General features: G+C 39.6%; 21 protein-coding genes. 4 read left to right on the top strand and 17 right to left on the bottom strand.

Annotated elements, in window-relative coordinates; all coding sequences use genetic code 11:
• Nucleotides 1–147 precede the first annotated feature (147 nt).
• Nucleotides 148–2,580 (bottom strand): zinc-dependent metalloprotease, encoded by a 2,433-nt coding sequence (locus tag ADICYQ_RS00280; RefSeq protein ID WP_235114198.1) that lies wholly within the window; start codon nt 2,578–2,580, stop codon nt 148–150.
• Nucleotides 2,581–2,915: 335 nt separating this feature from the next.
• On the opposite strand from ADICYQ_RS00280, the gene ADICYQ_RS00285 reads away from it, so the two are divergent.
• Nucleotides 2,916–4,388 (top strand): glycoside hydrolase family 140 protein, encoded by a 1,473-nt coding sequence (locus ADICYQ_RS00285; protein ID WP_020891403.1) that lies wholly within the window; start codon nt 2,916–2,918, stop codon nt 4,386–4,388.
• 273 nt (nt 4,389–4,661) lie between these two features.
• Nucleotides 4,662–5,504 carry a mechanosensitive ion channel family protein gene (locus ADICYQ_RS00290; RefSeq protein WP_020891404.1) on the top strand — a complete coding sequence of 281 codons (843 nt, stop codon included), beginning with the start codon at nt 4,662–4,664 and terminating at the stop codon, nt 5,502–5,504.
• Nucleotides 5,505–5,751: 247 nt separating this feature from the next.
• On the opposite strand, the gene ADICYQ_RS00295 is transcribed toward ADICYQ_RS00290, so the two are convergent.
• From ADICYQ_RS00295 to ADICYQ_RS00315, 5 genes are all read right to left on the bottom strand, one after another.
• Entirely contained in the window at nt 5,752–5,979 is a 228-nt protein-coding gene (locus tag ADICYQ_RS00295) for a hypothetical protein (RefSeq protein WP_020891405.1), read from the bottom strand.
• Nucleotides 5,980–5,990: 11 nt separating this feature from the next.
• Nucleotides 5,991–7,298, bottom strand: a complete 1,308-nt coding sequence (locus tag ADICYQ_RS00300) for a S8 family serine peptidase (RefSeq protein ID WP_020891406.1) — start codon at nt 7,296–7,298, stop codon at nt 5,991–5,993.
• A gap of 278 nt (nt 7,299–7,576) precedes the next feature.
• Nucleotides 7,577–8,035 (bottom strand): phage tail protein, encoded by a 459-nt coding sequence (locus tag ADICYQ_RS00305; protein WP_020891407.1) that lies wholly within the window; start codon nt 8,033–8,035, stop codon nt 7,577–7,579.
• Between the two features lie 30 nt (nt 8,036–8,065).
• Nucleotides 8,066–8,521 (bottom strand): hypothetical protein, encoded by a 456-nt coding sequence (locus ADICYQ_RS00310; RefSeq protein WP_020891408.1) that lies wholly within the window; start codon nt 8,519–8,521, stop codon nt 8,066–8,068.
• A 244-nt stretch (nt 8,522–8,765) separates the two neighbouring features.
• Complete coding sequence (locus tag ADICYQ_RS00315; protein WP_020891410.1) at nt 8,766–9,332, bottom strand: peroxiredoxin-like family protein; 567 nt, start codon at nt 9,330–9,332, stop codon at nt 8,766–8,768.
• A 51-nt stretch (nt 9,333–9,383) separates the two neighbouring features.
• Between ADICYQ_RS00315 and ADICYQ_RS29210 the strand changes: the two genes are divergently transcribed.
• Nucleotides 9,384–9,512 (top strand): hypothetical protein, encoded by a 129-nt coding sequence (locus ADICYQ_RS29210; protein WP_020891411.1) that lies wholly within the window; start codon nt 9,384–9,386, stop codon nt 9,510–9,512.
• Nucleotides 9,513–10,078: 566 nt separating this feature from the next.
• Here the strand turns inward: ADICYQ_RS29210 and ADICYQ_RS00320 are convergent.
• The 5 genes from ADICYQ_RS00320 to ADICYQ_RS00335 form a co-directional block, all read right to left on the bottom strand.
• The gene (locus ADICYQ_RS00320) at nt 10,079–11,650 is read right to left on the bottom strand and encodes a carbohydrate-binding domain-containing protein (protein ID WP_020891413.1); all 1,572 of its coding nucleotides are present in this window, start codon (nt 11,648–11,650) and stop codon (nt 10,079–10,081) included.
• A 518-nt stretch (nt 11,651–12,168) separates the two neighbouring features.
• Entirely contained in the window at nt 12,169–13,659 is a 1,491-nt protein-coding gene (locus ADICYQ_RS00325) for a cryptochrome/photolyase family protein (protein WP_020891414.1), read from the bottom strand.
• Nucleotides 13,646–13,789, bottom strand: a complete 144-nt coding sequence (locus tag ADICYQ_RS26495; RefSeq protein WP_081652253.1) for a DUF2256 domain-containing protein — start codon at nt 13,787–13,789, stop codon at nt 13,646–13,648. The genes ADICYQ_RS00325 and ADICYQ_RS26495 overlap by 14 nt, the downstream gene beginning before the upstream one ends.
• 1 nt (nt 13,790) lies before the next feature.
• Nucleotides 13,791–14,843, bottom strand: a complete 1,053-nt coding sequence (locus ADICYQ_RS00330) for an FAD-binding domain-containing protein (RefSeq protein ID WP_020891415.1) — start codon at nt 14,841–14,843, stop codon at nt 13,791–13,793.
• A gap of 29 nt (nt 14,844–14,872) precedes the next feature.
• On the bottom strand, nt 14,873–15,142 hold the full coding sequence (locus ADICYQ_RS00335; protein ID WP_020891416.1) for a TIGR03643 family protein: 270 nt from the start codon (nt 15,140–15,142) through the stop codon (nt 14,873–14,875).
• A 287-nt stretch (nt 15,143–15,429) separates the two neighbouring features.
• Between ADICYQ_RS00335 and ADICYQ_RS00340 the strand changes: the two genes are divergently transcribed.
• Nucleotides 15,430–17,592 carry a prolyl oligopeptidase family serine peptidase gene (locus ADICYQ_RS00340; RefSeq protein WP_020891417.1) on the top strand — a complete coding sequence of 721 codons (2,163 nt, stop codon included), beginning with the start codon at nt 15,430–15,432 and terminating at the stop codon, nt 17,590–17,592.
• A 76-nt stretch (nt 17,593–17,668) separates the two neighbouring features.
• On the opposite strand, the gene ADICYQ_RS00345 is transcribed toward ADICYQ_RS00340, so the two are convergent.
• The 6 genes from ADICYQ_RS00345 to ADICYQ_RS00370 form a co-directional block, all read right to left on the bottom strand.
• Complete coding sequence (locus tag ADICYQ_RS00345; RefSeq protein WP_020891418.1) at nt 17,669–18,052, bottom strand: hypothetical protein; 384 nt, start codon at nt 18,050–18,052, stop codon at nt 17,669–17,671.
• 176 nt (nt 18,053–18,228) lie between these two features.
• The gene (locus ADICYQ_RS00350) at nt 18,229–18,642 is read right to left on the bottom strand and encodes a type II toxin-antitoxin system VapC family toxin (RefSeq protein ID WP_020891419.1); all 414 of its coding nucleotides are present in this window, start codon (nt 18,640–18,642) and stop codon (nt 18,229–18,231) included.
• The gene (locus ADICYQ_RS00355; protein ID WP_040413645.1) at nt 18,642–18,884 is read right to left on the bottom strand and encodes a DUF6364 family protein; all 243 of its coding nucleotides are present in this window, start codon (nt 18,882–18,884) and stop codon (nt 18,642–18,644) included. Before ADICYQ_RS00355 ends, ADICYQ_RS00350 begins: the two co-directional genes overlap by 1 nt.
• A gap of 183 nt (nt 18,885–19,067) precedes the next feature.
• Entirely contained in the window at nt 19,068–19,718 is a 651-nt protein-coding gene (locus ADICYQ_RS00360; protein WP_020891421.1) for a peroxiredoxin-like family protein, read from the bottom strand.
• Nucleotides 19,719–20,086: 368 nt separating this feature from the next.
• A complete protein-coding gene (locus ADICYQ_RS00365; protein ID WP_020891423.1) occupies nt 20,087–22,885 on the bottom strand; it encodes a bifunctional aconitate hydratase 2/2-methylisocitrate dehydratase in 2,799 nt (932 codons plus the stop codon).
• A gap of 369 nt (nt 22,886–23,254) precedes the next feature.
• Entirely contained in the window at nt 23,255–25,813 is a 2,559-nt protein-coding gene (locus tag ADICYQ_RS00370) for a phosphoenolpyruvate carboxylase (protein WP_020891424.1), read from the bottom strand.
• Nucleotides 25,814–25,824: the final 11 nt, after the last annotated feature.

Raw genomic sequence — 25,824 nt, forward strand, 5'->3', positions numbered from 1 at the left:
AAGCTAAAATTAAAAATTTAATTACCAACCAATTGGCAACACTATTCTAGTCAAAGAATTAGTGCATTTCCCATTAAGGCGACATAAATATCACGCGCATTATTTCCGCTGGTTTTAGTACGCTATTTTAATGTACGGGAAACCGATTCAATAAACAAAACAAGGAGTGACTCCATATTCGTCGGATTGTCCTATAGGTGATCCGGCAGGGGCTGCAAGTGGTTCCAGGAGTTTAAATTTTTCATTCGGATCCTTTTGGAATTTCTTCAGTTGATCCAGGCAATAAGCTCTATGCGCTATTTGAGCAAAATCACCATTCTTTCTCATACCAATCCAGTCTTTTAATGCCATTGCCTTTGCCATCGAAATGGCTCGAACCTGCACACTTCCTGCTGGATTTGTGGCCAATTCCATCAAGTGTTGAAGCACTAATTTCTCTACAGATCGCTTAATTTCTGCAGAATATCCAGATAGGCTTTGGCCTTTCCAAGTAGCTTCTATTATATAATCAAGGTATTCATCCAGCCGGAGTTGCTGCACATCCAGTGCACTTTGGGCTACCAGTCGGGAGGCCCTTTCGGGATGAAACAAGAATGTCAGGGTATGATGTGCCGCAATTTCAGCAGGTGCGAGCGGGTCAAAAACCAATCCCGTATGTCTTTTGAAAACTTCTCTTTCATCCGGTGCATAACCATATGGTCTGGGAGGAATCTGTTGGAGTATGGACAATGGTATGGCCAGTATATCGGGTTTTAGGGTTTGTAACAATTGATTCAAGGCATCCAATTGTCTCTTTCGTGAGACTACCTGATGACTTTCTCTAGCATCTCCTTTAACAGTATATCCATAATTAACCCCAGCAATTACTTTTGATGTAGCCTCCACCTGATAGCGGTGCAAAAGGTAAATCGGCACTAGCAATTCTTCCAATTCGGCAAGTGGCATTCCCTTGGAAATATTTTTCAATCCAAAATCATCCAGAGCTAACTTTCGAACTTCAAGCACATGCGCCAACTGCGCCACAGGATCGGTTCCATTGTCCCAAAGGTGGGTTTCCGGATGGGCGGATCCGGAAGGGCGGGCATCCTGATCGGACAGGAAATCCAAGCCCTGAGCAAGGTATTCGCTTATCCACTGATCCAAGACTTCCTGTTCCTCCAAACCTTCTGGAATGGAGGCATAGGCCATTTTAATGGCAACAATATCCCAACTGCCTATGCCCTCTGCATAAGCAGTTGAAAGATCAATGGCTCCATCTTTTATGGATAGGTAAGGATGAGGATAATCCATTACCGAAGTAAGGCCTTTGGCACTGGCAATGTAATTATGAGGCAATCCCAGCGTATGCCCCACTTCGTGAGCCGCCAATTGTCTCATTCGGGCCAAAGCCATGTCCATTAAAACTGCATTTTCTGGATTAGATGCATCAAAATTACCCGCCAACGCCTGAGCGATCAGGTAGTCTTGCCGCACCCGAAGAGATCCCAGGGTAACTTTGCCCTTTATTATTTCTCCGGTTCTCGGGTCCGTTACCCCACCCCCATAGGACCAACCTCTGCTGGATCTGTGTACCCATTGGACGAGGTTATACCTCACATCCATGGGATCGGCATCTTCAGGAAGTAATTTCACCTGAAAAGCGTTTTTAAATCCTGCAGCCTCAAAAGCTTCTGCCCACCAAGCGGTACCATCCATTAATGCAGTGCGTATGGGTTCAGGTGTTCCGGGATCTATGTAATAGATGATGGGTTTTACCACCTCACTCAAGGCGGCCGAGGGATCTTTCTTCACTAAGCGGTGTCTTCTAACTGTCTTTTTTTCAAAGTCTTGATCTATCGGAGAGGAGTAATCAAAATAAGTTATTGCATTCACCCCTGCTCTCGGATCGAAAGTTCGGCTATCAAATCCTGCCTCGGGTAATGCCACAAATGAATGATGAATGCGTAAACTAATGGCTTTGGGAACAGGCACAATCTGGCGAATGTAATTTCCAGGTTGTTCTCCAGTATAGGTAATGGTAGCCTCTATCTCTGTATTTTCAGGAAAACTTTTGGTTCTGGGTTTGTAAATGGCTGATCGGGAGAGGTCTGTTTTGTAGTTTCCCTGTCCTGACCTCTTTATGGCATCACTGGCCTCGATGACATCCTGAAGAAAAAAATTTGTCCCATCCACCAAAATTCGATCATTTTCTTTAACAGCTATTTTAAAACCCCAAATTACCGAAGCAGCAAAAGATTCTTCCACGGCTCGCTTTTCCAAAAGGTTTTGAGCCGAGGCGCGAAAGGTGTAATTTTCAGCCTGAAGAAGTAACTTGTCTCCTACAGGAATAAAGCGGACAATTTGAGCTGGATAGACCCTCCCCCTATCCAGCCCGATATCATTGGATCCCAAGCCAGCGGCTAATGAGGGATAATACAACAATTCTTTTCCATGGTCAGGAATTGCCATCCAAATCTTGCCCAAACGACTATCCCAATAGAGGTCAATTAACCCTTCCTGTTTTTCCATCCCTTCCGTGAATTTGGAAATGGTGGTCGCAGATGTAGCCGGCGAACCCGTGGGTTGCGCAGCAATTTTCATAATCTGAAAATAACTGCAAATAAGTAAGACAACTAGTTGGAGAGACCTTGAAGCATTCATGTTCATCAGTGTTAGTTCGAAATAAAAATAAACCAATTATCTGCAAATACCAATAAACTTAGACCTGCAAACCTTCCAGCTTTTATTGATAATCAGCCTGATGTTAAAATTAGGTAAGTGAAACCTAGGAGGTTTCACCCCTATATTAAATATTTGGTGAATTCGAGAATTTGATTTTGTTTTGGGGTTAAACATTCCCAAAACAATGATTTTATGAGGTTGATTTCCTATTTTCACAAATATTTACGACATCTCTGGCTTAAAACATTTAGGTAATGATCAAGATGAAAAAAATAAATTACGCTTTATTTCTACTACTATTTGCCAACAATTTATTTGCGCAGGCTCCATGGAAATTTCATGGTTCCCTCGAGGTCGCATCGAATGGGCATTATATCACACATCAAGATGGCACCCCCTTCCTTTGGATTGGAGATACGGGATGGGGTTTGTTCCAACAACTCAATAGAGAGGAGGTGGATAAATACTTGGATCACAGGCAAAAAACCGGTTTCAATGTCATTCAATCTGTGGCCTTTTGGTACCCACATGGCGGAGGAATAGATAGTGGCCCACACAACGCTGCAAATGCATACGGGCACCGCCCTTTTACTGGAGGAGAAGATTCACCAAATACATCAGAGCCATTAATAGTGGCTGGTGGGAGTCCTAGTGCCCCAAATGATTATTGGGACCATGCAGATTACATTATCCAAGGAATTAAAAAACGCAACATGTACATTGCCCTGCTACCAAACTGGGGAAGGTCCTATATCACTACTCAATTTGGAGGAACCCATTCCGAATTTAATATACAGGAAGCCAAGGAATACGGGGCTTTTCTTGGTAAAAGGTATAAAAATGAACCTCATATTCTTTGGGTGTTGGGAGGAGATGCCAAAGGTATTTCAACAGATAGTGAAAAAAACTTTGATTCAAGAGCAATTTTCAGAGCCATGGCTGAAGGTATTGTTCAGGGAGTCACCAATCAATCTCCAAAATGGAATGAAGCAGACCCTGCATGGAAAAAAGTTTTCATCACTTATCACCCAGATGGGGACGCAGACAAGAACTCCTCAAATTGGTTTCACGAGGATAAATGGCTTACGGCAAATGGAGTAGAAGTATGGAAGGAAGTAGAAGAAGTTTATCCCAGCATGTTGAGGGAATACAATTTGGATCATCCAAAAAAGCCAAGTTTATTCTTAGAAGGCTCTTATGAGTTTAGTGCTTATGGACATGATTGTGGTTGGGTTTCTCCAGTAAGGATCCGCCGACAAGTTTATCACACTTTTTTTGCTGGGGGAGCTGGACACACATATGGTGCAGGCCCTATTTGGCCGATGCGAGGTAATAAAGGAAACTACAGTTGTGGGTACACTTGGCAACAAGCCTTGGATTTCCCCGGCGCTTTTCAATTTGCTCAACTCGCAAAAAACTTTCTTGTCTCACACCAATGGGCAGAATGGGTACCCGATCAAAGCATTTTGCAAGGGACAGCCAGCGAGGGTGAAAGCCTTAGAGCAGCTGTAAAACTAGGCAATAGTGAAATGCTATTGGTCTATTTTTCCAATAACTCCAATGGAACAGTAAAAAACACTTTGACAAAACCTGCAGAAGCCAAATGGTTTGACCCAAGCGAAGGACGGGAAACAAAAGCAGATGCATTTGAACCTGATGAGCAACGTGAAATAAAACCTCCTTCGGGATGGGAAGATGCTATATTGGTCTTAACAGCAAAGAAGTAATTAAAAGTGGGAATTTCACCATCATTTTACTACATAGTCTTTCCTGTATTACCATTTAAAATTGCGCAATAGGTATTGGAAAATCACATACAATGGATCTCCTGCACTAACTCGGTAAAAAAGGGCTATTATTAGTGTATATTAATGGAGCGTTTAATTGATTTTCAATTACATCCTTCAGTCATAAATTTGTACTAACCAGAAAACCCTAAAAATTATTAATTGGCATCATTTTTATCTAATTTAATCCCAACCTCAACCAACAAAATAATTATGAATGAAGCTTATCAAAAACTAAAAGAGCTCTTAATGGGTGATCTGGAAAGTGTAGAGCAATTGGCCATTTCAATTTTCTTTGGGGCTTTGATCTTGATTTTCTTTATTTACCTATCCCGATGGATAAAAAACCTTGTCAGCAATAGACTGACTAGAAATACAGATGACAGGCTACTTGCCGATTTTATCAGCGCTGCCATTAGAAGCCTGGTGATGATTTTTGGGTTGGTCCTTTTGCTACGCTTTTTAGGGTTGACAGGTGTGGTTAATAGTATACTTGCCGGTGCGGGTATCACCGCTTTTATTATTGGTTTTGCCCTTAAAGACATCGGTGAAAATTTCCTTGCAGGGATTCTACTTGCCTTCAAAAGACCTTTTAAGATTGGTGACATGGTGGAAATCAATGGGATTAACGGAAAAGTGCTGGCCCTGAACCTTCGGGACACACAGGTCAAAACCGTAGATGGCAAAGATGTCTTTATCCCCAATGCCTCCATCATAAAAAACCCAATGATCAATTATACCATTGATGGTTACCTGAGCTACAGTTTCACTGTGGGCCTGGATTACGGATCCAACTATGTCGCCGCAATGAAATTGATTTCCGAACTCATTCAATCCATTCCTGGAGTACTGGATGGAGACAAAAAACCTACCGTTTTGGTGAAAGAGCTGGCCTCTTCTACCCTGAATGTGAAAGTCACCTATTGGGTAAACACCTATAATTATGACCAAACGGATGCCAAAATACATTCCAATGCCATCCTGAAAGTACTCACAGGTTTGGAACAAGAAGGCTTTAATCTCCCTGGGAATATCGTAGAAGTTAAAAACCGCTAATAATTACCACCAATAATAGCCTGATCAATCTTGAAAACAGGGTTAAACCCAGATTCTAAGACTTGGAGGGGATGTAATGACGCTAAAATAAGTTAATATCCATTTATAAAACCACGGGCTAAATCCGTGGTTTTAATTTTTCACCCTTTCGGGGCTGATAAATTCGTGCAATGACTCAATTTTACCATGATTACGCTAAGTCTATTGAGCGTTAGATGATATAATGTGACAGGGTTTACCTCAGAGATTAATCCTCTCCCAAGGCCCCCACTTGCCTATCTTCCTCTATGTATTTAATGCCCGAGATTTTCAAGTCGTCCAACTTGCTTTCATTTCCGGAACTACAGCCAGTGATGATTCCGGAAAGCTTCAAAATCTGCTTGATGGTACAGCCTTTTTGTCTTAATTCTCCTGCAATCTGCTCGATCTTTCCTGAAGCATTTTCTTCAACCGACGCAATAAAGTTTCTTTTCATGGTTTTTGAATTTATTGCGGTGCTTGCACTAGTCCTGTTCCGGCATCTCTGGCTGGTAAGCCCACATTTCGTGCACTAGTAGTAAGTTTGTTCCAAATCTCCTTTGGACTGGCATCCGGATAGGCTTCACACAATAAGGCTGCCACACCGGCTACATAAGGTGTGGCCATGCTTGTGCCACTAATGATGGCATACTCCTGAGGCTTCTTCCATGAGCTGTAAATCTCCACCCCCGGTCCAGCTATATCCACACTTCCTCCATCTGGGTTTAAACCTCCACATGAAAAATTGGCGATAGCAGAATTCTGGTCCAAAGCTCCTACCGCTATGATATTGGGGCAATTCCCAGGATGATTGACAGGTTTTATAGAGTCATGGCTTCGCTGACTGTCATTTCCCGCTGCGGCAATAATCAGCGTCCCCATGTCCATGGATCTTTTGGCCAGGTCATTGTAGATATTGGAATACCTGTCATTCTCTCCTACAGAGGCCCCAAGCGACATCGAAATTACCTTGCAGCCGTTATTCACCGCCCATTCCATTCCTGCCAATATTCCGCTATCGCTGCCCACACCTTTATTGGACAACACTTTCCCAGCATAAAGCGTGGCTTCACTGGCGGTTCCATATCGAATACCAGTGCTGGCATTTACACCCCCTGTGGCTATCCCCGCACAATGTGTACCATGTCCATTAAAATCATCAACTGTCTCACCAGCTATAAAGGATTTAGAGAATACCTCACGGTTTAGAAAATCAGGATGATCAAGGGTCATGCCCGTGTCCAATATGGCTAAATTTACACCCCTACCTGTTTTGTTACTTTGCAATGCACCCAAGGCATGAATGGCCCAGTAAGCCACAGCATCGTTTTCAAAAACTGGAGGAACCACCACAGGTGGATCAGTAGGCCCAGCCACTGGCTTTTTGACGCCGAAAATCTGGCAAATAAAATTCCAAAGCAACATCCCTATATTTGTTTGCGGGGGAGCATCCAAAGCATAAACAAAGCGCTCTGGTTCCATGTATTGAAAGGATTGTTTTGCTGCCATCAGGCTATTCACCTGCTCATCATGGTCCGCATTGATAACGGCTACATTGAATTTTTCAAAGACAATACCGTCGCCTTCTGAAAAAGCTTTTTCATAGTCTTCTTCCTTGCTTTTGTAAGCCCCGGAAGGCGCCAACCTAAGTGCAGCTCCTGTAGCCTCTTCATTGATGTTTTTAAAACTTGCATCAGGATGAAGCAAAACCAATTTTTTACCAGTGAACTTAGGCTTGTTGCCCGAAGCTGCCTGGTTGTTGATATAGGGATTCATAATATGTAGTGGTTAAAGGGTTTGGTACTAAAATTAAAAACTTAAATCACTGTTAAGTTAACAAAAAATTCGTGAATTCAACCAGCCAAAAACCACATAACTTACTGAATTACTGATTAATTCAAGGGAGTTCCTGTTGGGGTTATTCCACAAGGTGTGCATTTCAATAAAGAAAATCGGGAGTTTTTTAATTAGCTATTCGAATGACTATCTATTCCGAGATGGAATCAATTCAAATTCTTGGTCAGAAGAAAATAACCAAATCATTTTAATAAATATTAACCTCCATTTATGATGGCTAAACCTTCGTGAGCCAGTTCCATTGTTTCAATGGCTATTTCGCCGGTATCCGAGTTTAAGTCTGTCCCAGTGATTTTGGTTGGCCAGGCGTTGGATAAGTTCCAGGTCATTGTAGGATTTCCGGATTCATCTACCAATTCAATAATGACATTCTCCCGTTTTACCGAATTCATCTTAAAAGAATTGAACCAATCATTGAATTTACCCTCATTTGAAAAAACGCCTTTTTTCAGGTTTACAATGCCACTATTTGAAATTCCCGGCAATTTTATGGTGGAAAAAGTCTTGCTTCCACCCTTTCTGTATTCCAAAGGAGCTGCTTCTGTATCCAAACCTGAAACCTCCTGAAAAGACACCGGGCTATCAAGTGTTTTAAACTTTATAGTAAAGTAAAACTTAGGTTGTGGCCAAACTGAATCCTGTATTTCTCCTGCCATAATTTATTAGGTTTATAACTAAGGACTAAATTAATGTTTGCAATTGTTTACCAGGGCTTGTTTGAGTCGCTCCGGCTCAGCGGTTCCCACCATCACCCTCTTACTTTTCCCATTGCTTTTGTACTTTATCCGCAATGCTTTCCAGCCATGTATGCTGTAAAGCATGCCTTTTGGCGTAATCCTAATTCCAATACCATAATACCATGGCACCCTGATAATCTCCGTTTCTTCCAATTCATCAATATCAAATTTGAAGTTTATTAGCCCGATGCCATAGGACAGTCTGAGCGTAGCTCCATTAACTTCAACCGTAAGTTTGTGGAGCATAAATCCCAAAATAACAAGAAATGAACTTAGTACCAGAAATGGAGTAAAAGTAAGTGGATTGTCTCCCCACTGCAGCGCGTAGGCCAGGCAGAGAAAAACAACCAATAGTGTAAACAGTATGATTACAACCCATCCGAATTGCGATTGCTTGTATTTCATAAGTGACTGATATTAAAACCGGTATGACAGACCAATATATTGATTTATCTTAGCATTTCCATTTTATTGTAGCGCATTCTAAACAATAAGTAATCGACTATAATAAAACATTCCAATGCCCCAATTTCCTTGCCTACATAAGGTATGATGATTTGGCAAACCACAAATCTCACTTATTAAAAAAATAAAAGTTAACAGTTTTACCGCTATTAAAACCGTTTGTTTTACTTCCTTAATCTCTGTTTTAGTGTTTATTAGTTAAAACTTTTAAAATTTCGACGGGTGTCATCCTTTCTGTATAATTGGCTTCAACATGTGAAGCAATTACCCTGAAATCTTTACCTATTACAAAAGTTGCTGGGACAGGAAGGGTTATTGAACCATCACCATTTAGGGCAGAAAGATCTCGTCTCTGGTGATAGTCTTTACCAGGGTCAAATTGCAGATTATATGCCTTGATTACCTCTTGATCACTATCGCTTAATACTTCAAATCCAAGTTCATTTTTTTGAGTAATGGTTAGCGCATCATCAGGTTTCTGTGGGCTTATTGCTATTACTTTTGTATTAAATCCATTGAATTGATCCACATATTGTTGAATTTCTCTCAGGTCAAGATTACATATGGGACACCATTCTCCTCTGTAAAATTTTAATATAACTGGCCCTGATTTCAAACAATCAGAAAGTGAAATCATATTACCAAACGCATTGGGTAAAACAAAGTCTGGAGCCCTATCTCCAACCTTTAATCCTTTTACGTTGGAAGCATTCGCTATAACTAATTTCTGGAATTCTTGTAATTTACTCATGAATATTTTTTAATGTAACAATACCATTTTAAAAATTAAAACGCTTTATAAATGTCACTGAAATTCAAAGTGAAATTATTGATTGTAAACGCTATTAATTTCCTTTGTTCCAATGAAGGATATCAGTCAGGTAAAGCCTACCCTGCTCTTTATTCGCCTTATAACTCACCACTAAACTAACTAAGTTCACATGATTATGAAAATATTGGTTAAAGCTAGAGATAGCATTTTTTTATGGGTAACATTTCACCTCCTTAATTACGAATTCACAAATTGGCCTTTCTACCCAAGAGGTTTATTAAAATTGACCAAATGCAATGGTTAGAATTCACTAGGCATGTTTAATCCCCATTAACAATAGTCTAATCTCCAAGGCTATCATTTGGTTAAACCCTAAGCTGTTGAAAATCCCATGGCACCTCAAGCTCAAGCAGGAAGCTATTCAATATCAAAGCCCTATATCTTATCTTACTGCCTTTACCTTAACTCTTTATAAAAAAAAATCAATGGGAATAGACTTTAGTCCATTTATAAGAGGGTATTTTTAAAACCCTGTCTTTAGCTAAAAATTACCCGATAAATTGGTTTTTAATAAACCCCAATTTGTCGGCAGCTTAGGTCCATTACCTGCTATTTATTCCTCTAAAAAAAAAGCGTCTAAGGGAGGAAACTTTTCCTCCCTTAGACGCTAAAAGCCAAACGGTATTCTTGATGTGTTCGGTTTAATTTATTTTTTCAAAAATCAGTTACCTTCTTCCTCCCTCACCTGGTTCTCCTGTAGGTCCCAATTCCCCTCCGATTTGGTTAACCGTACTATTAATGGTAAAGGATACACCTGAATCTGTTCCCCCATTGTAGGTTCCAGCCGTATACAATCCATTTACTTCAGTACCTCCACTGACGGTTCCCCCAGTGTAGATAGCATAGCTAGTACCCGTTACTAATTTTGCATTGGAATAAATGATGGTATTTACCCTATTTGGCACTTCAAAAGTTAGGGCTTCTGTACCATCTTCCGATTGGATGTTCATCAGGGTGTTGGAACTGATGCCACCAAAAATTACTGTGTTTTGTGTGCTTTCACTTACTGTTGGAAACGATGAGTTCAGCCCCAAACCTAAAATGGTTCCTCCTGTGATTTTAAATAAATTGTCATCAGTATCAAAACTACCATCAGGTTCATCTGTTCTAACTGCTATAGCAATAGTTATACCCCCTGTAATGGTAATTCCGGTATTGCTATCAATGGCATCATTGAGGGTGCTATAAACATAGGTATTCCCTCCATTTATGTACAAAGACCCAATTGCGTTAAGGCCATCATCATAGGCATTGATATTTATGGTACCTCCATTTATGGTCATTATTCCTTTTGACTCCATCCCTTCACCTTCAGTAGTATTTATCACAAAATCACCCCCATTTATGGTTACATTAGGCGTAATTGAATCATCTGGCTCGTCCTCCTCATCAATATCATAAGAGGCAGCAATGCCATCATCGATAGCATTTATGACAAAGGTACCATCGTTGATAATAACATAGCCTTCTGCGCAATCTATTCCGTCGCTAGCTGCTGTTAAATTTAGGCTACCCCCATCTACAATTATGTAATCGTTGGCATGTATAGCATCCGATGCGGCTTCAGTAACAGTGATGGTGCCACTAATTACCCTTATATAATCATCACTTGTAATACCATGCTTGAACTTTCCAGCTACAGTAAGTGCTCCGGAACCACTGAATACCAATTGTCCTTCGCTAAAAAATGTTGCTTTTGCATCCTCATCATCTGGTATATTGCTATAGCTCGAGGCATCTGTCAAGTTATTTACGCCATCCAATACAACAAAAACCGTTTTTGAGGATTGGACATTAATCGCAGGACCATCGTTATTCGTTATGCTTAAATCACTTAAGGACAACTTGAATTTCTTGTCACTATAAATTTTCAACATTCCATCAGTGGTTGTGCCTGACACTTCATAAGCCACTTTTGAAATGGTGGAATTAACCGTTACATCCGCTCCATCTTGTGTAATTACTACATCATTAGGAACGGGGTTTATTATTGTAGCTGATGTATTAGAAAACACAATTTGCACCGTGCTTTCAAAAGAAGCATTCTCCAACAAATCATCTTCATCGGCACCTGTATTACCGACGTCTCCTTCTGCCGTTCCTGTTGTGTTTGTATCTGTTATTTCAATGTCCCCTGACGTTGCAATGATTACAACATCTTCTTCGTCACTACAAGCAGTAAAAGCAGCCAATGCAATAGCTAAAACTCCTACTTTTTTTAATGCTTTGTATTTCATAATACTATAATTTAAAAATGAACTCCCTGTTTTCTTATTAGACGAATGTTTTTATAAAATCCCTCGAAAGAATTTTATTCTATGCTGGCAAAAAATCAAAAATGTGTAAAGATTTGAGTATCGATACTGATATTTTATTAAGTGTTAATAAGTAAAAGAGTGGATTTATTTATGTAATTATTTCTCGTTCATAAATGAACATGCATAAATAGACCTTTCATTTCCTTAGGTTTGAATGGATTTGACCAATTGCGATGTTTAGGGATAGTATGGCTTGTTTAGCATCCATTAATTTGAGCTTAGATTTGCCTAAAGCCAGAGCCGTAAAAAATCTTTAGACACCTCCAGCTAAAGCAGGAGGCTATTAAAAAACAGCATGCGGCACCTTTCTCTTAGGTTTTAGTCCTATCCGATGGATCAATGAGAAAACGTCTTTAGAAATCAAACACCCAAAAATCCGACGTTCAATTGCAAGCGCTAAATCTTTGCGGCTATAATTGTGGTTCACTAAAAATCAATTATTCAGCATCTCCTCCCAACTTGCTCTTGATAAAAGATGCTGCATTTTCAAGGTATGTCTGTTGTTTGTCTTTATCCATTTTATCAAGGGAATAAACCAGCATATTGGTACGGTGGTTCTTACGGAAAAAATTCTCGTGTTTCAGGACGAACCGCCAAAACATACCGTCCCATATTTCTTCCCATTCTCCACCGGGATAATTGCTCATCTTTCTTATATAATTTGACCCACCAATATACGGTTTGGTTGCAAAGGTGCCTCCATCAGCAAAAAGACACATGCCATAAACATTGGGTACCATCACCCAATCATAAGCATCAATGAACATTTCCATAAACCAACGGTAAACGGCATCGGGATCAAATTCGCAAAGAAGCATGAAATTCCCAAGCACCATAAGTCTTTCAATATGGTGGCAATAACCGGTCTGAAGGACTTTTTTAATGGTTTGGTCAATAGGAACTATTCCTGTCGTTCCTTCATAGAAGGATTGAGGTATTTTTCGTTTAAACTGCCAGAAGTTGCGCGTTCGTGAATACCGACCTTTACATTCATACATCCCCCGAATAAATTCCCGCCAACCTATAATCTGTCGGATAAACCCCTCGGTAGAGTTGATCGGAATATCCTCTTCTTGCGAAAATAAAAGCGCACGCTTTACAACTTCAGTCGGTAGTATTAGCCCGCTGTTCATCAAGGGTGAAAGCAAACTATGGTTGATAAAGGACGGCTCTTTTAATATGGCATCTTCGTATTTCCCGAAATCGTGGAAGCGATAAGTCAAAAACTGCTCCAACCAGCCCCTGGCTTCTCTGTGATTAATTGGGTATATCCTGTCCTTTGAAACATCACCTGGATTATCGCCGAACCATTTCAGGGTGTAATCACAGGCTTCTTCCCATTCCCTTGATTTTTCCGGAAAATTTATGGACGGAGGCGTTTTTCCTTTCGGGAATTTCTTCCTGTTTTCTGAATCGTAAGACCATTTTCCTCCCACAGGGTTTTGCTCTTCATCGATCAGTATTCCAAGTCTCTTGCGTTGCTGCTTGTAAAAAGTGGCCTGCAAAAATGACTTTTTCTCTTTTCTGAAAAAACCCTCCAAATCTTCTTCATTGTTTAAGAATTGTGGAGTAGGGAAAATATTGACTTTACAGATTGGGGTGAGGGATTGGATCCTTTGCATCAGCCAATCATCAACAGGGTCTATTAAGCGGATTGTCTCAATTCCTTTATCTTCAATTTCCTGGTAAAACTTTCTGATATCGGACAAGGCATTGTCGGAAGCTATATAGTGGACCTTTAAGTTCAGGTCTTGCAGGTATTTCTCATAAGCCTTCATGGAAGCCCGATGAAAAGTTATTTTCTGTTTGTGAAATTTGTATTGCCGGAAGAAAAGGTACTCTTCAATCAGGTAAGTCTCATTTCCACTTTTTATAAGTTCGCTATTTTCAAAAAGCTGATGCGGAAAAATAATATTAATGGCTTTCATGACTTTTATTTCGTTTGCACTTTTCACTGCAGTATTTCACATACTCCCAATCCCTTTCCCATTTTTTGCGCCAGCTAAAAGGGCGTTTACAGGTAAGGCAAATTTTGTTTGGAAGGTCTTTTTTCTTCATTTCATGAGTTCTTTCTTACACTTTTTCCAAAAAGAAAAAAGGAAGGATAGTACCCTGTCACGGTGCTGAGCCAATCTCTGGGCTCCTGAAAGCCTTGGTAATGCGCATTGAGCGGATGTTCTTTGTAAATGATATTCTCCGAACTTACTTGGACCAAAAGTTCATCAAGCTCTCCCACAAACACCTTGATTTCTGGAATATTTTCAGACAAACCAATCATAAAATCGATACATTTTTGATGGACAGGATAGGTTTCAAACTGAGACGGTTCCAATAGAAGCACCCGCTGGAAACTTTCACCTTTATGCCAATCCGGGTTTACATTATAGTAATTGTAAACAAGCGTAGGTTGATCCACCAACGCAGGTGACCTTTCAATATTAGGCAAATGAAGGCCTACCTTTAAAGAAATATTCTCTCTCAAAGCGATAGGAGTTTCCATGTTCTCAAAACGCTCATAAGGGACATCCAGAAAAGTGTTTTTCTGATCACTGTGAAAAAATCTATTGATATTTTCCTGATTGGCATAATATTTGTTATTGGAAAATGCACCAGCCACCCATTGCCAGCTAAGCTGATTACTCGCTATATCTCCATCCAAAAGATGTGAATACATCCATTTCGCTGGGGCCAGCCAATGAGAATGTGCCATGTTACAACAGATGGCTGCTACATACATGCGCATGTGATTGTGCATGTAGCCAGTTCTGTACAATTCTCTGATGGCGGTATCGACCACTTCAATCCCGGTGGATGCCTCCACAATTGCCTTTGGTATCTGAAAATTTGACACTGGCTTTTGCGCCTGCTTCAGGTGGGTATGAATGGCATCTCCTTTGGCTATCCATACCTGCTGCCAGTAATCTCTCCAGGCAAGCTCTTGAATAAGTTTTTCTGAAACGGCTTCTGATATTTCTAAGGAAACGATGTATTCATAAACATGACGGGTGCTAATCACCCCCCTGGAAATATAGGGACTTAGTCGTGTTACTGCTCCATCTCCATAATTTCTCGATTGGGCATAGCGTAAAGGGTCTATCTCCCTAACTCGCATTCTAATGGCTTCTATGTCGGTTGGAAAGGCTATCTTTTTGAAATTTTATTGTTGGAAATAGCTCTTTGTCTGGAAGACTTAAAACGATTAATAGCGCTACTTCTCTTGAATAGGTGCTTTTTGCTTGTCCCACTGTTTACACGCTTTCTCCAGTTTCTGAATGAACTGGGCTTTAATTCCCTGCGCATGCAGACAATCACTTCGGCTTCCGAAAGCCCAAATTGAGCACTTATGGCTTCAAATGGCGTTTTATCCTCCCATGCCATCTCGATGATTCTGTCTGTATCAGTTCCTGTCATTTCTTAGGATATAACTGATTCGTCCACGGGTTGTTTTGGAAATGCCCAGATACTTTTATGGCAATGTTTAGTGAAAAGGTTTGCGCTTAATCTTCCCTCTCAATTTTATGGGTTTTATTACCCTTGATTTTATTCATAGCCAAGTAGTGAAACCCATAAATTCTGGCTCAATATTTACATTTACGATTTCCTGTTTTTCTATAATTACTGAACACAGAAATATTTAATGCTTAAATTTAAAGAATGATGTATTTGAATTTGCCATTGTCAATGCCATAAAAAGGAAAATGATGCAAAACGGCTTTATATTATTACCCAAATTGAAAAAGAACAGTCTATTGTGCTTTACAATTCTGACCTTGGCCTGTACTAATGAAAACCATTTCAAACCTATACCTGTGGAATACCCAATTACTGAAAAATCTGATCATGTTGACCTATATTGGGGTGAAGAAATAGCCGATCCTTACCGATGGCTGGAGGACGATTATGCCGATAACACCAAAGAATGGGTCATCGCCCAAAATAAAGTCACTTTTGATTACCTTGACAAAATCCCTTTTAGGGACGCTATTAGAGACAGGCTTGAAAAAGTATGGAATTATGAGAAAGTAGGCGCTCCTTTTTTCTATGGTGACTGGACTTATTATTTTAAAAATGATGGATTGCAAAATCAGTCTATACTGTACAGATCCCGGGGAGAAGGGAATGAAGAAATCTTTTTGGATCCCAATCAGTTGTCTGAAGATGGCAGTACCTCCTTGTCCAGCATTGCTTTCACCAAAGACGGAAGCCTATTTGCTTATGCTGTTTCTGTCGCAGGATCGGATTGGAGGGATATCTACGTCATGGATACCGAAAGCAAGACATTATTGAAAGACCAAATCAAGGATGCAAAGTTCACCGGCATTTCTTGGGAAGGTAAAAAAGGCTTTTACTACAGTACCTATGCCCAACCTGACGGATCCAAACTGTCTGCATTAACCAATGACCACAGGCTTTATTTTCACCAATTGGGCACCACACAAGCTGAAGACCTATTGGTGTTTGGAAATGATGCCACACCGAGAAGGTATGTTTCTGGTAGTGTTACAGAGGATGGACATGTCCTTGTCATAAGTGCAGCTAACAGTACCACCGGAAATGAATTGTACATCAAAGATTTAAGCAAAGAAGGGAGTACCATTAAGTCAATTGTAGCAAACATGGACAACAACCATGGCGTATTGGATCATCAGGAAGGATGGCTATTGGTCCAAACCAACATGGATGCTCCCAACAACCAACTTGTGAAAATTGACCTGAACAACCCCCGACCAGAAAAATGGCAAGTCCTCATTCCTGAAATAGCACAAGTCATGCAGGTATCCAAGGGTGGCGGAAAACTATTCGCTACCTATCTAAAAGATGCCATTAGTGAAATTCGCCAATATGACTATGAAGGCAATGAAGAAAGTACAATCGAGCTTCCCGGAGCAGGGACTGTTAGTGGTTTCTCCTCCAAAAATACGCAAGACAGCATTTATTATTCCTTCACCTCCTACGTGCAACCTGGAAGCATTTATAAATATTCAATCAGAGAAGGGAAGAGTAAACTTTACCGGCAACCCCAACTGGATTTTGATCCGGAGTCCTATGAAAGCCATCAGGTTTTTTACAATTCCAAAGATGGCACGAAGGTACCTATGATCCTCACCCATAAAAAAGGCTTGGCCTTGAATGGTAAGAACCCGACGATATTGTACGGATATGGCGGTTTTAATATTAGCCTCACTCCTGCTTTCAGCATAGCCAATACCGTATGGTTAGAAAATGGTGGTATTTATGCTGTCCCTAATATCAGGGGAGGTGGAGAATATGGTGAAAATTGGCACAAGGCTGGCACTAAACTTCAGAAGCAAAATGTATTTGATGATTTCATAGCTGCTGGAGAGTATCTAATACGTGAGGGATACACTTCAAGTGAATACCTGGCCATCAAAGGTGGTAGCAATGGTGGTTTGCTCGTAGGCGCTACGATGATCCAAAGACCTGACCTGGCCAGAGTGGCCTTGCCTGCTGTGGGTGTGATGGACATGTTGAGGTATCATCAATTTACATCAGGCGCAGGCTGGGCCTATGATTATGGGACATCCGATGAGAGTGAAGAAATGTACCGATACCTTAAAAATTATTCGCCTGTTCATGCTTTGAAGCAAGGAACAGCCTACCCGGCAACTTTGGTCACTACGGCCGACCATGATGACCGTGTAGTCCCGGCCCATTCCTTTAAATTTGCTGCAGCACTACAGGAAGCACATAAGGGAGAATTGCCCGTTTTGATCCGCATCGAAACCAATGCAGGCCATGGTGCTGGTAAGCCTACTTCTAAGGTAATTGAAGAACAAGCTGATATCTTTGCCTTTACGCTTTATAATATGGGAGTTGATTTTGGTGGAAAAAGTGAGTAGAAGAGGAATGTTTGTAATCTATTTAGGTTTTAAAATAATCATTTGCGATTATTGCCAGGACGGATGATACAAGTTTTCAGAAAACCTGATATGGAATGGTAAAGTACCAATCGCCAGCAGGTATTGGTATTCGTTCATCTCTTTTAAACTCAAGTTCTTTTATTTTTTCATCTATTAGATCAACATATGGTCTTATCGGGAGAGGATAATCCTTCCATTTATAGCCTTTATTTATAGCATCTCTATACTGAATAAACCAATTTCCTCCACCGTCTTTTAATAATAACACTACCCATTCAATATTTACAATATTAGCATGGGTATCCATTTTTAAATGAGTAATAATTTTACCGTTAATTCCTTCAACACGAAGAGTAGGAGGTAATTTTAATCGAGGATAATTATTGAGACCTAGATAATAAGGATCTCCAGTTTGACCATGGGAGGTATAAATGATCATGGTTAGAAAAAATAGGATTGTAAAACTCCTCATTTAATACGCTTTAGTAAATGTGCAAAATATCGGATCTACCTCCTACTTGTTTTAATGTCACCAGTTTATAACAGACTAGCATTTACAAAAGATTTTATTTTCGGATGGATACAAGAATATGGATATTTTCCCCGTAAGCTTTGTCATCCTTTCATTCCGAGGTATTCCTTGGCAGACAATACTGGAATCTTCGAATGCTTAAAATCTTTTTGGTTTCTCGTAATGATTATTCTAACTCCATTTTCAATAGCAGAATAATACTGTATCGCATCTTCAAAATCTTTAAATTCCGAATCAAGCGCCAATTCAATCACCTTATCATCTATGGGAACAACTTCAACCAATACCTTGAACTGCCTCAGTACCTTTCTCGCACTTGAAACCTTCAATTGCTGAGAAAGGATATAATAGGTATTGGCAAAAGTAAGTGCTGACACAAATAATTTCACCTTTCCTTTATCACCCAGGGTAAATAGCTCCTGAGCCTCTTTTAAAAAACTTTCCCGTTTCCCTAATAAATCCAAAACCACATTGGTATCTACAAGTATTCTATCCATTAGTTATACTTATTGGATAAATAATCAATGTATTTTCTATTCTCTGCACCTTCTTTCAATTTAACCACACCTGTTAAACTCTCGACCAACGGGCTTACTTCTGCCTTTCCAGCATTTCCCTTTGTAAGTGTATCCAAATAATTTTCAATTAATTTTGACAAGCTAATGTTCTGTTCTTTGGCGTACATCTTCGCACGCTCAATTACACCATTATCCAGTTTTAAGGTCAGTTTTGAATCCATAGCTCTAAATTGTACGTGCAAATTTAAAAATATCATACGTTATACGCAACACTTAACTATGATTTCACTTATACGACGTTGGGTTTTATAGGACCATCAGTTTACTGCAGTAGCAGGAGTACCATCATAAAGGTTTTAAATTACAAGCAACTCTTGCTCAGGATCTTCAGTCAGTAATTTTTCTTAAGAAAGATTTTTCAGGGCCTCAATAATCTCATCGGGTTCTGAACGTGTTCTATAATCAACATTGACATAGCTCCACTTGACTACACCATCCTTTCCCAACACAAAAGTGGCAGGAATCGGCAATATACTCCCATTACCATTATTAATCTTTTCTAAATCAAGATTACGGTCTACTCGCATATGGTCTATCAAAAACTCCGGTATTTCCCAGGCAACACCATATTGTGACGCCACTTTTGCATCTTGGTCAGACAATACAATAAACTCCATTTCACTAATCTCGTTTTTTGTCATTGATCCGTCAGGTACTTCTGGGCTTATCGCAACTAAAGTAGCGCCTAGTGCATGAATGTCGCTTAGTTTAGCTTGTAAAGCCCTAAGCTGCAAGTTGCAGTACGGGCACCAGCTGCCACGGTAAAAGGTAACAACAATAGGCCCATTATCTAGTAAGGCAGATAAGGATATGGTTTCCCCATGAGGATTAGGTAGCTGAAAACTTGGTGCCTTTTCCCCTATTTTAATAGCATTTCTTCCCTCTTCGAAAGCTTTTGCTTTAATAATAATTTCATCAACACCTTTCATGAAGTCAGGATTGGCTTTTCGTCCTGCTGCAATTTTAGCGTCCGTTTGTTCTTTTAATTTTTTCATTATCTTCCTATTTATATATTACTGATAATAAAGCTATATGTCTTGTTTGCTATCGCTTCTTTCAAAGAGAAAATCGCCTTTGAATTTAGGCAACAAATTACTTTTTCAACTTCAATAGACAGTAACAAGTTACTAATTCATGTAAAAATCATTCTCAGCATTCTTATTTGCAATAAGAACCTATTGCAATGCAGTTGGGCCAAAAAACAGTAAAAATTGCGCTATCTAAAGTTAAAAAAAAATGGCATGACTTTAAAAATTTCTTAAAGCCATGCCATTAATAATGATTAATTCGGTAAAATGATTCTTCTGATCAGACTTAACACGCCCTCACAGGGTTATCACTGTATTTCCTAAGATTTAAAACCTTAGAACGCCAGTAAGTGACCCGGTTTTGATGTCATTTTCTTAATTGGCGGAGCAAATTGCGTAAGCTTAATACCCTTAATTGCGGCCATGTATTCTTCCATCGTAGGTGTTCTTCCTAAAATAGAAGAAAGAACAACAACAGGTGTTGACGCCAATAATGATTCCCCTTTCTTACGATCAGAATCTTTTACTACTCTACCTTGAAATAAACGGGTAGAAGTTGCCATAACGGTATCTCCTTTTTCCGCTTTCTCTTGGTTACCCATACATAGGTTACAACCAGGACGTTCGAGATACAATATATTGTCATATTCCGTACGTGCTACACCTTTAGGCGCTGAATCATCAAATTCAAAACCAGAATATTTTTGCAAAATTTCCCAATCTCCTTCTTCCTTCAATTCATCAATAATGTTATAAGTCGGAGCTGTCACTACCAAAGGAGCTTTAAACTCAACTTTCCCTGAATATTCTTCCAGGTTTTTCAACATCTTGGCAACAATCTTAATGTCACCTTTATGTACCATACAAGAACCTATAAAACCTAGGTCTATGTGTTTATTTCCTCCATAGAAAGAAAGTTCACGAATGGTGTCGTGCGTATAACGTTTTGATACATCTTCATTGTTAACATCCGGATCTGCAATCATTGGTTCATCAATGACATCTAAATCTACCACAAATTCTGCGTGGTATTTTGCGTTTTCGTCTGGAGTTAATGGTGGTTTTTCACCTGATTGGATATCAGCTATTCTCTTATTGGCTTTATCGATAAGACCTTGGAGAACTTGATTATCATTGTCCATTCCCTTGTCGATCATTATTTTAATTCGACCTTTGGCAATGTTTAGGGATTCGATCAAGGTATCATCTTGAGAAATACAGATAGAAGCTTTCGCTTTCATTTCTGCTGTCCAATCTGTAAAAGTAAAGGCTTGATCTGCAAGAAGTGTCCCGATATGGACTTCAATAATTCTTCCTTGAAAAACATTTTCGCCATTAAATTTCTTCAGCATTTGATATTGCGTAGCATGCACAACATCACGGAAATCCATATGGTCTTTCATTTTACCCTTGAAGGTAACCTTAACCGATTCTGGGATAGGCATAGAAGCCTCACCTGTAGCCAGTGCTAAAGCAACTGTTCCTGAGTCTGCACCAAAAGCTACGCCTTTAGACATCCTTGTGTGAGAATCTCCTCCTATAATTATAGCCCAATCATCAACAGTAAGGTCATTCAATACTTTATGGATAACATCCGTCATTGGCAGATATTTATGCTCTGGATCGCGAGCAGTAATAAGGCCAAAGTCATTCATGAACTTCATTAATTTGGGGATGTTTTCTTGCGATTTTTTATCCCAAACAGAAGCTGTATGACAACCCGATTGATATCCAGCATCTACTATTGGAGAAATGACAGTTGCAGCCATCATTTCTAATTCTTGAGAAGTCATCAAACCTGTTGTGTCTTGCGAGCCAACAATATTTACTTCTACCCGAACATAAGAACCTGCATGAAGTGTGGCACCAGAGGTACCTACAGCATTTTTATTAAAAATTTTCTCTACAGCAGTAAGTCCTTGGTTTTCTATAGAAATTTCTTTCGAAGGTGCATAAACAGTCAATACATCTATTCCGAGTGTTTTTGAAGCAAAAGCTTGTAATTTTTTCCCAAAAACAATGGCGTAAGAACCTCCAGCTTTCATGAACTCCATTTTTTGAGGAGTAAAGGCGGAAGAAATATCCATTATTTCCTTTTCGCCATCATAGAGCTTCTTTGTTTTGGTATTGATGGTAAGAACAGTACCTGTAGCTACAGAATAGATTTGCTCCAAAATAGGATCTCCATTTTCATCAAGGACAAGGTTCCCTTCTGCGTCGTATTTCTTTTTCCAGTTTTGTAAATCTAGCCCAATACCACCTGTAACACCAACGGTTGTAAGGAATATTGGCGATATACCATTAGTACCTGCAACTACTGGTGCAATATTTATGAATGGTATGTATTCACTTGCTTTCCTACCAATCCATAGTGCCACATTGTTTACACCGGACATTCTAGAAGAACCTACACCCATTGTGCCTTTTTCAGCAATTAACATCACTCGTTTGTCAGGATGTTCTGCTTGAAGTGCTAACAATTCTTTCTGCTGTTCTTTATTATGCTCAAACATACATTGACCATGTAGTTCACGATCAGATCTTGAATGCGCATCACCACCTGGAGACAGTAGATCAGTTGAGATATCACCTACACCTGCAACGAAAGTAACAAGCTTAATTTCCTCAGGAGGCTCAGGAAGTTTGGTGAAAAATTCTGCCTTGGCATAACTTTCTATTATGTCTTTAGCAATAGCATTGCCATCTTTAAATGCTTCTTCTAAACGATTAGTGTCTGCTTCATAAAGGAAAACTTGCGTTTTAAGCACTTTAGCAGCTTCTTCAGCTTTAGAAACATCCTCACCTAAAGCAACATCTAATAGTACTTCTATAGAGGGACCACCTTTCATGTGGGACAATTGCTCTAAGGCAGAAGCTGGTGAAATCTCGTCTAATACGCTTTCACCAAGAATAATTTCCTTTAAAAACTTGGCTTTAACAACAGCTGCACTGGTAGTACCCGGTAAGACATTGTAAATAAAGAAGTTAATGGATTGTTTTCTATGAATGTGCTGTAAGTCTTTAATCTGTGTTATGATTTCACTTAATAATTCAGCATCATCAATTGGTTTTGGTTGAAGATCTTGAATTTTTCTCTCTTCAATTTCTTTAAGGTATTCGCTATATCTGCTCATAAATTCTAGTTCTATTTGTAAAGTTAAAAATTAAACTCTTTTATATAGGCTAATAGGTACCATATTTTTTTAAAAAAAATGTTTAAATCTTGATTGGACTTGAATAATGAGGGCTATCATTCGGCTTTCAGTGAGATAGTTTAATGTATTGTTCTTCCAAATTCTTCAATAAAACCCCATCCCCAAATAGGGCAAAGCACAATTTATTCCTAAATCATATTCAGTTACAGAAAACCCTTCAGTGCATCATTTCAGCTAACCCTACAAAGGGTTCGTCGTAATTGAAATTTCAGGTCAAGTGAGGTTACACAAAAAAAGGCCACTGTAACAGTGGCCTTTTCATATAATAAAAGAATGTTTTTCTAATCGTTAAGCAGCATTTCTTGCGGCATTAATGATTCCAAACATGGTTCTTAAAATCAGGTTTTGTAAAGCCCTGTCTTCTTTTCCAGTATCTAATATGGTCTGAATGGCATATTGCTGGATGGTGATCAATGGCAAAACAATCCTTTCCCTAATGGCAATGGATTCTTTACTTACCGGACTGTCCTCCAATAAAGTCCCCATACCTGCTACAGCTAGAATTTTATCATATGACCTTTGGTATTCACCATACATCAACTCCCAAAAACCTCCGTATACAGGATCTTCCTTAAGGTAGGCTGTTGCTGGGTAGAATGCCTTGGCAAGAGACTGCATAGAGTTACCGAGTAGTGAGCGGAAAAACAAAGAGTCTTTGTAAAGTTGCTGCACTTCTCCTAACCTGCCTTCTTTCTCAAGCTCTTCAATGGCCTTACCTACACCATAGAAACCAGGGATATTTTGTTTCATTTGAGCCCAAGCACCCACAAATGGAATCGCTCTTAAATCCTCAAACTTCATGCTACCACCTTTACTCCTTTTAACTGGCCTTGACCCAATATTGGTCATTCCAAAGAATTTCAAAGGGGTTACTTTTTCCAAATAAGGAACAAACTGAGGATGATTTTTAAGCTCCTTGTAAGCATTATAGCTTATGTCTGCCATCTCATCAATGAGAGACTTTTGTTTCTCAGTCAGACTGTTTTCACTCGATGGATACAAATGACTTTCCATCCCAGCACTTAACAATTGTTCCAGGTTGTAGGAGCAACTTACTGGTTTGCCATAATTGGCACTAATGGTTTGTCCCTGTATCGTGATTTGAATCTCACGGTTTTCCACATTTGGTCCGAGTGAAGCATAGAAGTTATGGGTATTCCCACCACCTCTGGCAGGTGGTCCACCTCTCCCATCAAAGAAGACAACATCTATCCCATCCTGTCTGGCTACTTTCGTCAGCTCCTCCTTGGCCCTGAGTATAGACCAGTTGGCTCTTATATAACCTCCATCTTTGGTTCCATCAGAAAAGCCCAGCATAATAGATTGCTTATTGCCTCGCTTACGCAGGTGTTCTCTGTAGATTTTGTTGTTATAAAGGGCCTCCATGACGCCATGGGCAGCAGCTAAATCATCAATGGTCTCAAATAATGGTACAATGTCGAGTAAAAGATCGCCACCATTCGATAACAATAATTTATTCAACTGAAAAACTTCCAAAACATGCAGTAAAGACTGGTTGTTGGAAATAATGTACCTGTGGCACCCCATCGGTCCATTGTTTTTCTGAATATAAGCTATGGAGGATATGCTTTCAAGCATCTCTCTATGAAAAGGATCTTCCATAGAACTAATTTCTGGCAATTGCTCTACAGAAAGAATTTTTTGGATTTTTGAATCCTCATCACCTTTATGGTAAGCCTCTAAAGCTGCTTCTCCATCATTTTTAGTGATAAGGGCATCCCAAAGGTCATCATGTTTCCTGCTGTCCTGTCTTACGTCCATACTGGCAAAATGAAAGCCAAAAACCCTCACTTTTAGTATGAACTCATCCAACAACTCCAGGGACAAGCCACCATGTTCTTCAATTATACCTTTTCTTGCGGCATACAAAACTTCAAGCAATTCATCTTTAGATTTAAAGACTTCACCACTACCTTCACCTCTAAATAAGGTATTGTAAATACCCTTTTCAGCTTTGATCAGATAACTTTCCACATTATGAAAAGTTAATCTCCGTCTGACTTTTCGGATATCTCTATAGTAACATTTTAGAATACTGTTTTGAAGCTTATCTGCTACCTTTTTTGTTATTTCATGGGTAACAAAAGGATTCCCATCCCTGTCACCACCTGGCCAAAAGCCTACTTTCAGCAAGTTGGGGTTTTCCCAATCATGAAGTGGTATATTCAACTGGTTAAGGATGCGAATCATGATATCCGATATACTCGGGTAGAACACATATTCCAAAAACCAGGTTAAGCTTACCGCCTCTTCATAAGGAGAAGGTTTCTCTTTATTAATAAAAGCAGTTTTACCAAGTTGGCGAAGTAAAAGATCAACATCACCCAAGTCATTTTTCCTTATGGCTTGTTCCAGGTCAGTAATAATGGCCAGTACATTGCCAGGATAGAATTGTGTAGGATGAGCGGTTAAAGTCAATCGAACAGAAAAGGTTTTTAGCTTTTCTATGAGTTCTTCTTTTTTATGATCGTTTTCTGCCCTAGCAATCAATGCCGTCATGGTACCTTTACCTTTGATGTCATTGAATTTTTCGAAAGAAGCATCTTCTATCGAATCAAATAAAACAACCTGACGCTCGATATACTGGACCATTTTGAAAAGGAGGTCATGCCTTTCTTCTTCGGATTTATCCGTCATTAACTCCTCAAAGAATTGACGGATTATCTCTTTTGGCGTTTTATTTTTTTGAAACCCACTTTGGCATGCCTCAGATAAGATAGGCAATAGTGTGCCTGTTCTGTATATTTGGTCAAAGGGCAGGTCTAAAAACAGACTGTTATAAATCGTGAAACGCTTTGCGACTTCAGTCTCGTAGATGTTTGCCATGGTTGAAAAGG

The sequence above is a fragment of the Cyclobacterium qasimii M12-11B genome, from assembly GCF_000427295.1.
In the GTDB taxonomy this organism is placed as follows: domain Bacteria; phylum Bacteroidota; class Bacteroidia; order Cytophagales; family Cyclobacteriaceae; genus Cyclobacterium; species Cyclobacterium qasimii.

Excerpts from the sequence above, each read along its gene's own strand:
- ADICYQ_RS00280 (WP_235114198.1), bottom strand. The coding sequence starts at position 2,580 with ATGAAAATTGCTGCGCAACCCACGGGTTCGCCGGCTACATCTGCGACC.
- ADICYQ_RS00285 (WP_020891403.1), top strand. The coding sequence starts at position 2,916 with ATGATCAAGATGAAAAAAATAAATTACGCTTTATTTCTACTACTATTT.
- ADICYQ_RS00290 (WP_020891404.1), top strand. The coding sequence starts at position 4,662 with ATGAATGAAGCTTATCAAAAACTAAAAGAGCTCTTAATGGGTGATCTG.
- ADICYQ_RS00295 (WP_020891405.1), bottom strand. The coding sequence starts at position 5,979 with ATGAAAAGAAACTTTATTGCGTCGGTTGAAGAAAATGCTTCAGGAAAG.
- ADICYQ_RS00300 (WP_020891406.1), bottom strand. The coding sequence starts at position 7,298 with ATGAATCCCTATATCAACAACCAGGCAGCTTCGGGCAACAAGCCTAAG.
- ADICYQ_RS00305 (WP_020891407.1), bottom strand. The coding sequence starts at position 8,035 with ATGGCAGGAGAAATACAGGATTCAGTTTGGCCACAACCTAAGTTTTAC.
- ADICYQ_RS00310 (WP_020891408.1), bottom strand. The coding sequence starts at position 8,521 with ATGAAATACAAGCAATCGCAATTCGGATGGGTTGTAATCATACTGTTT.
- ADICYQ_RS00315 (WP_020891410.1), bottom strand. The coding sequence starts at position 9,332 with ATGAGTAAATTACAAGAATTCCAGAAATTAGTTATAGCGAATGCTTCC.
- ADICYQ_RS29210 (WP_020891411.1), top strand. The coding sequence starts at position 9,384 with ATGTCACTGAAATTCAAAGTGAAATTATTGATTGTAAACGCTATTAAT.
- ADICYQ_RS00320 (WP_020891413.1), bottom strand. The coding sequence starts at position 11,650 with ATGAAATACAAAGCATTAAAAAAAGTAGGAGTTTTAGCTATTGCATTG.
- ADICYQ_RS00325 (WP_020891414.1), bottom strand. The coding sequence starts at position 13,659 with ATGAAAGCCATTAATATTATTTTTCCGCATCAGCTTTTTGAAAATAGC.
- ADICYQ_RS26495 (WP_081652253.1), bottom strand. The coding sequence starts at position 13,789 with ATGAAGAAAAAAGACCTTCCAAACAAAATTTGCCTTACCTGTAAACGC.
- ADICYQ_RS00330 (WP_020891415.1), bottom strand. The coding sequence starts at position 14,843 with ATGCGAGTTAGGGAGATAGACCCTTTACGCTATGCCCAATCGAGAAAT.
- ADICYQ_RS00335 (WP_020891416.1), bottom strand. The coding sequence starts at position 15,142 with ATGACAGGAACTGATACAGACAGAATCATCGAGATGGCATGGGAGGAT.
- ADICYQ_RS00340 (WP_020891417.1), top strand. The coding sequence starts at position 15,430 with ATGATGCAAAACGGCTTTATATTATTACCCAAATTGAAAAAGAACAGT.
- ADICYQ_RS00345 (WP_020891418.1), bottom strand. The coding sequence starts at position 18,052 with ATGATCATTTATACCTCCCATGGTCAAACTGGAGATCCTTATTATCTA.
- ADICYQ_RS00350 (WP_020891419.1), bottom strand. The coding sequence starts at position 18,642 with ATGGATAGAATACTTGTAGATACCAATGTGGTTTTGGATTTATTAGGG.
- ADICYQ_RS00355 (WP_040413645.1), bottom strand. The coding sequence starts at position 18,884 with ATGGATTCAAAACTGACCTTAAAACTGGATAATGGTGTAATTGAGCGT.
- ADICYQ_RS00360 (WP_020891421.1), bottom strand. The coding sequence starts at position 19,718 with ATGAAAAAATTAAAAGAACAAACGGACGCTAAAATTGCAGCAGGACGA.
- ADICYQ_RS00365 (WP_020891423.1), bottom strand. The coding sequence starts at position 22,885 with ATGAGCAGATATAGCGAATACCTTAAAGAAATTGAAGAGAGAAAAATT.
- ADICYQ_RS00370 (WP_020891424.1), bottom strand. The coding sequence starts at position 25,813 with ATGGCAAACATCTACGAGACTGAAGTCGCAAAGCGTTTCACGATTTAT.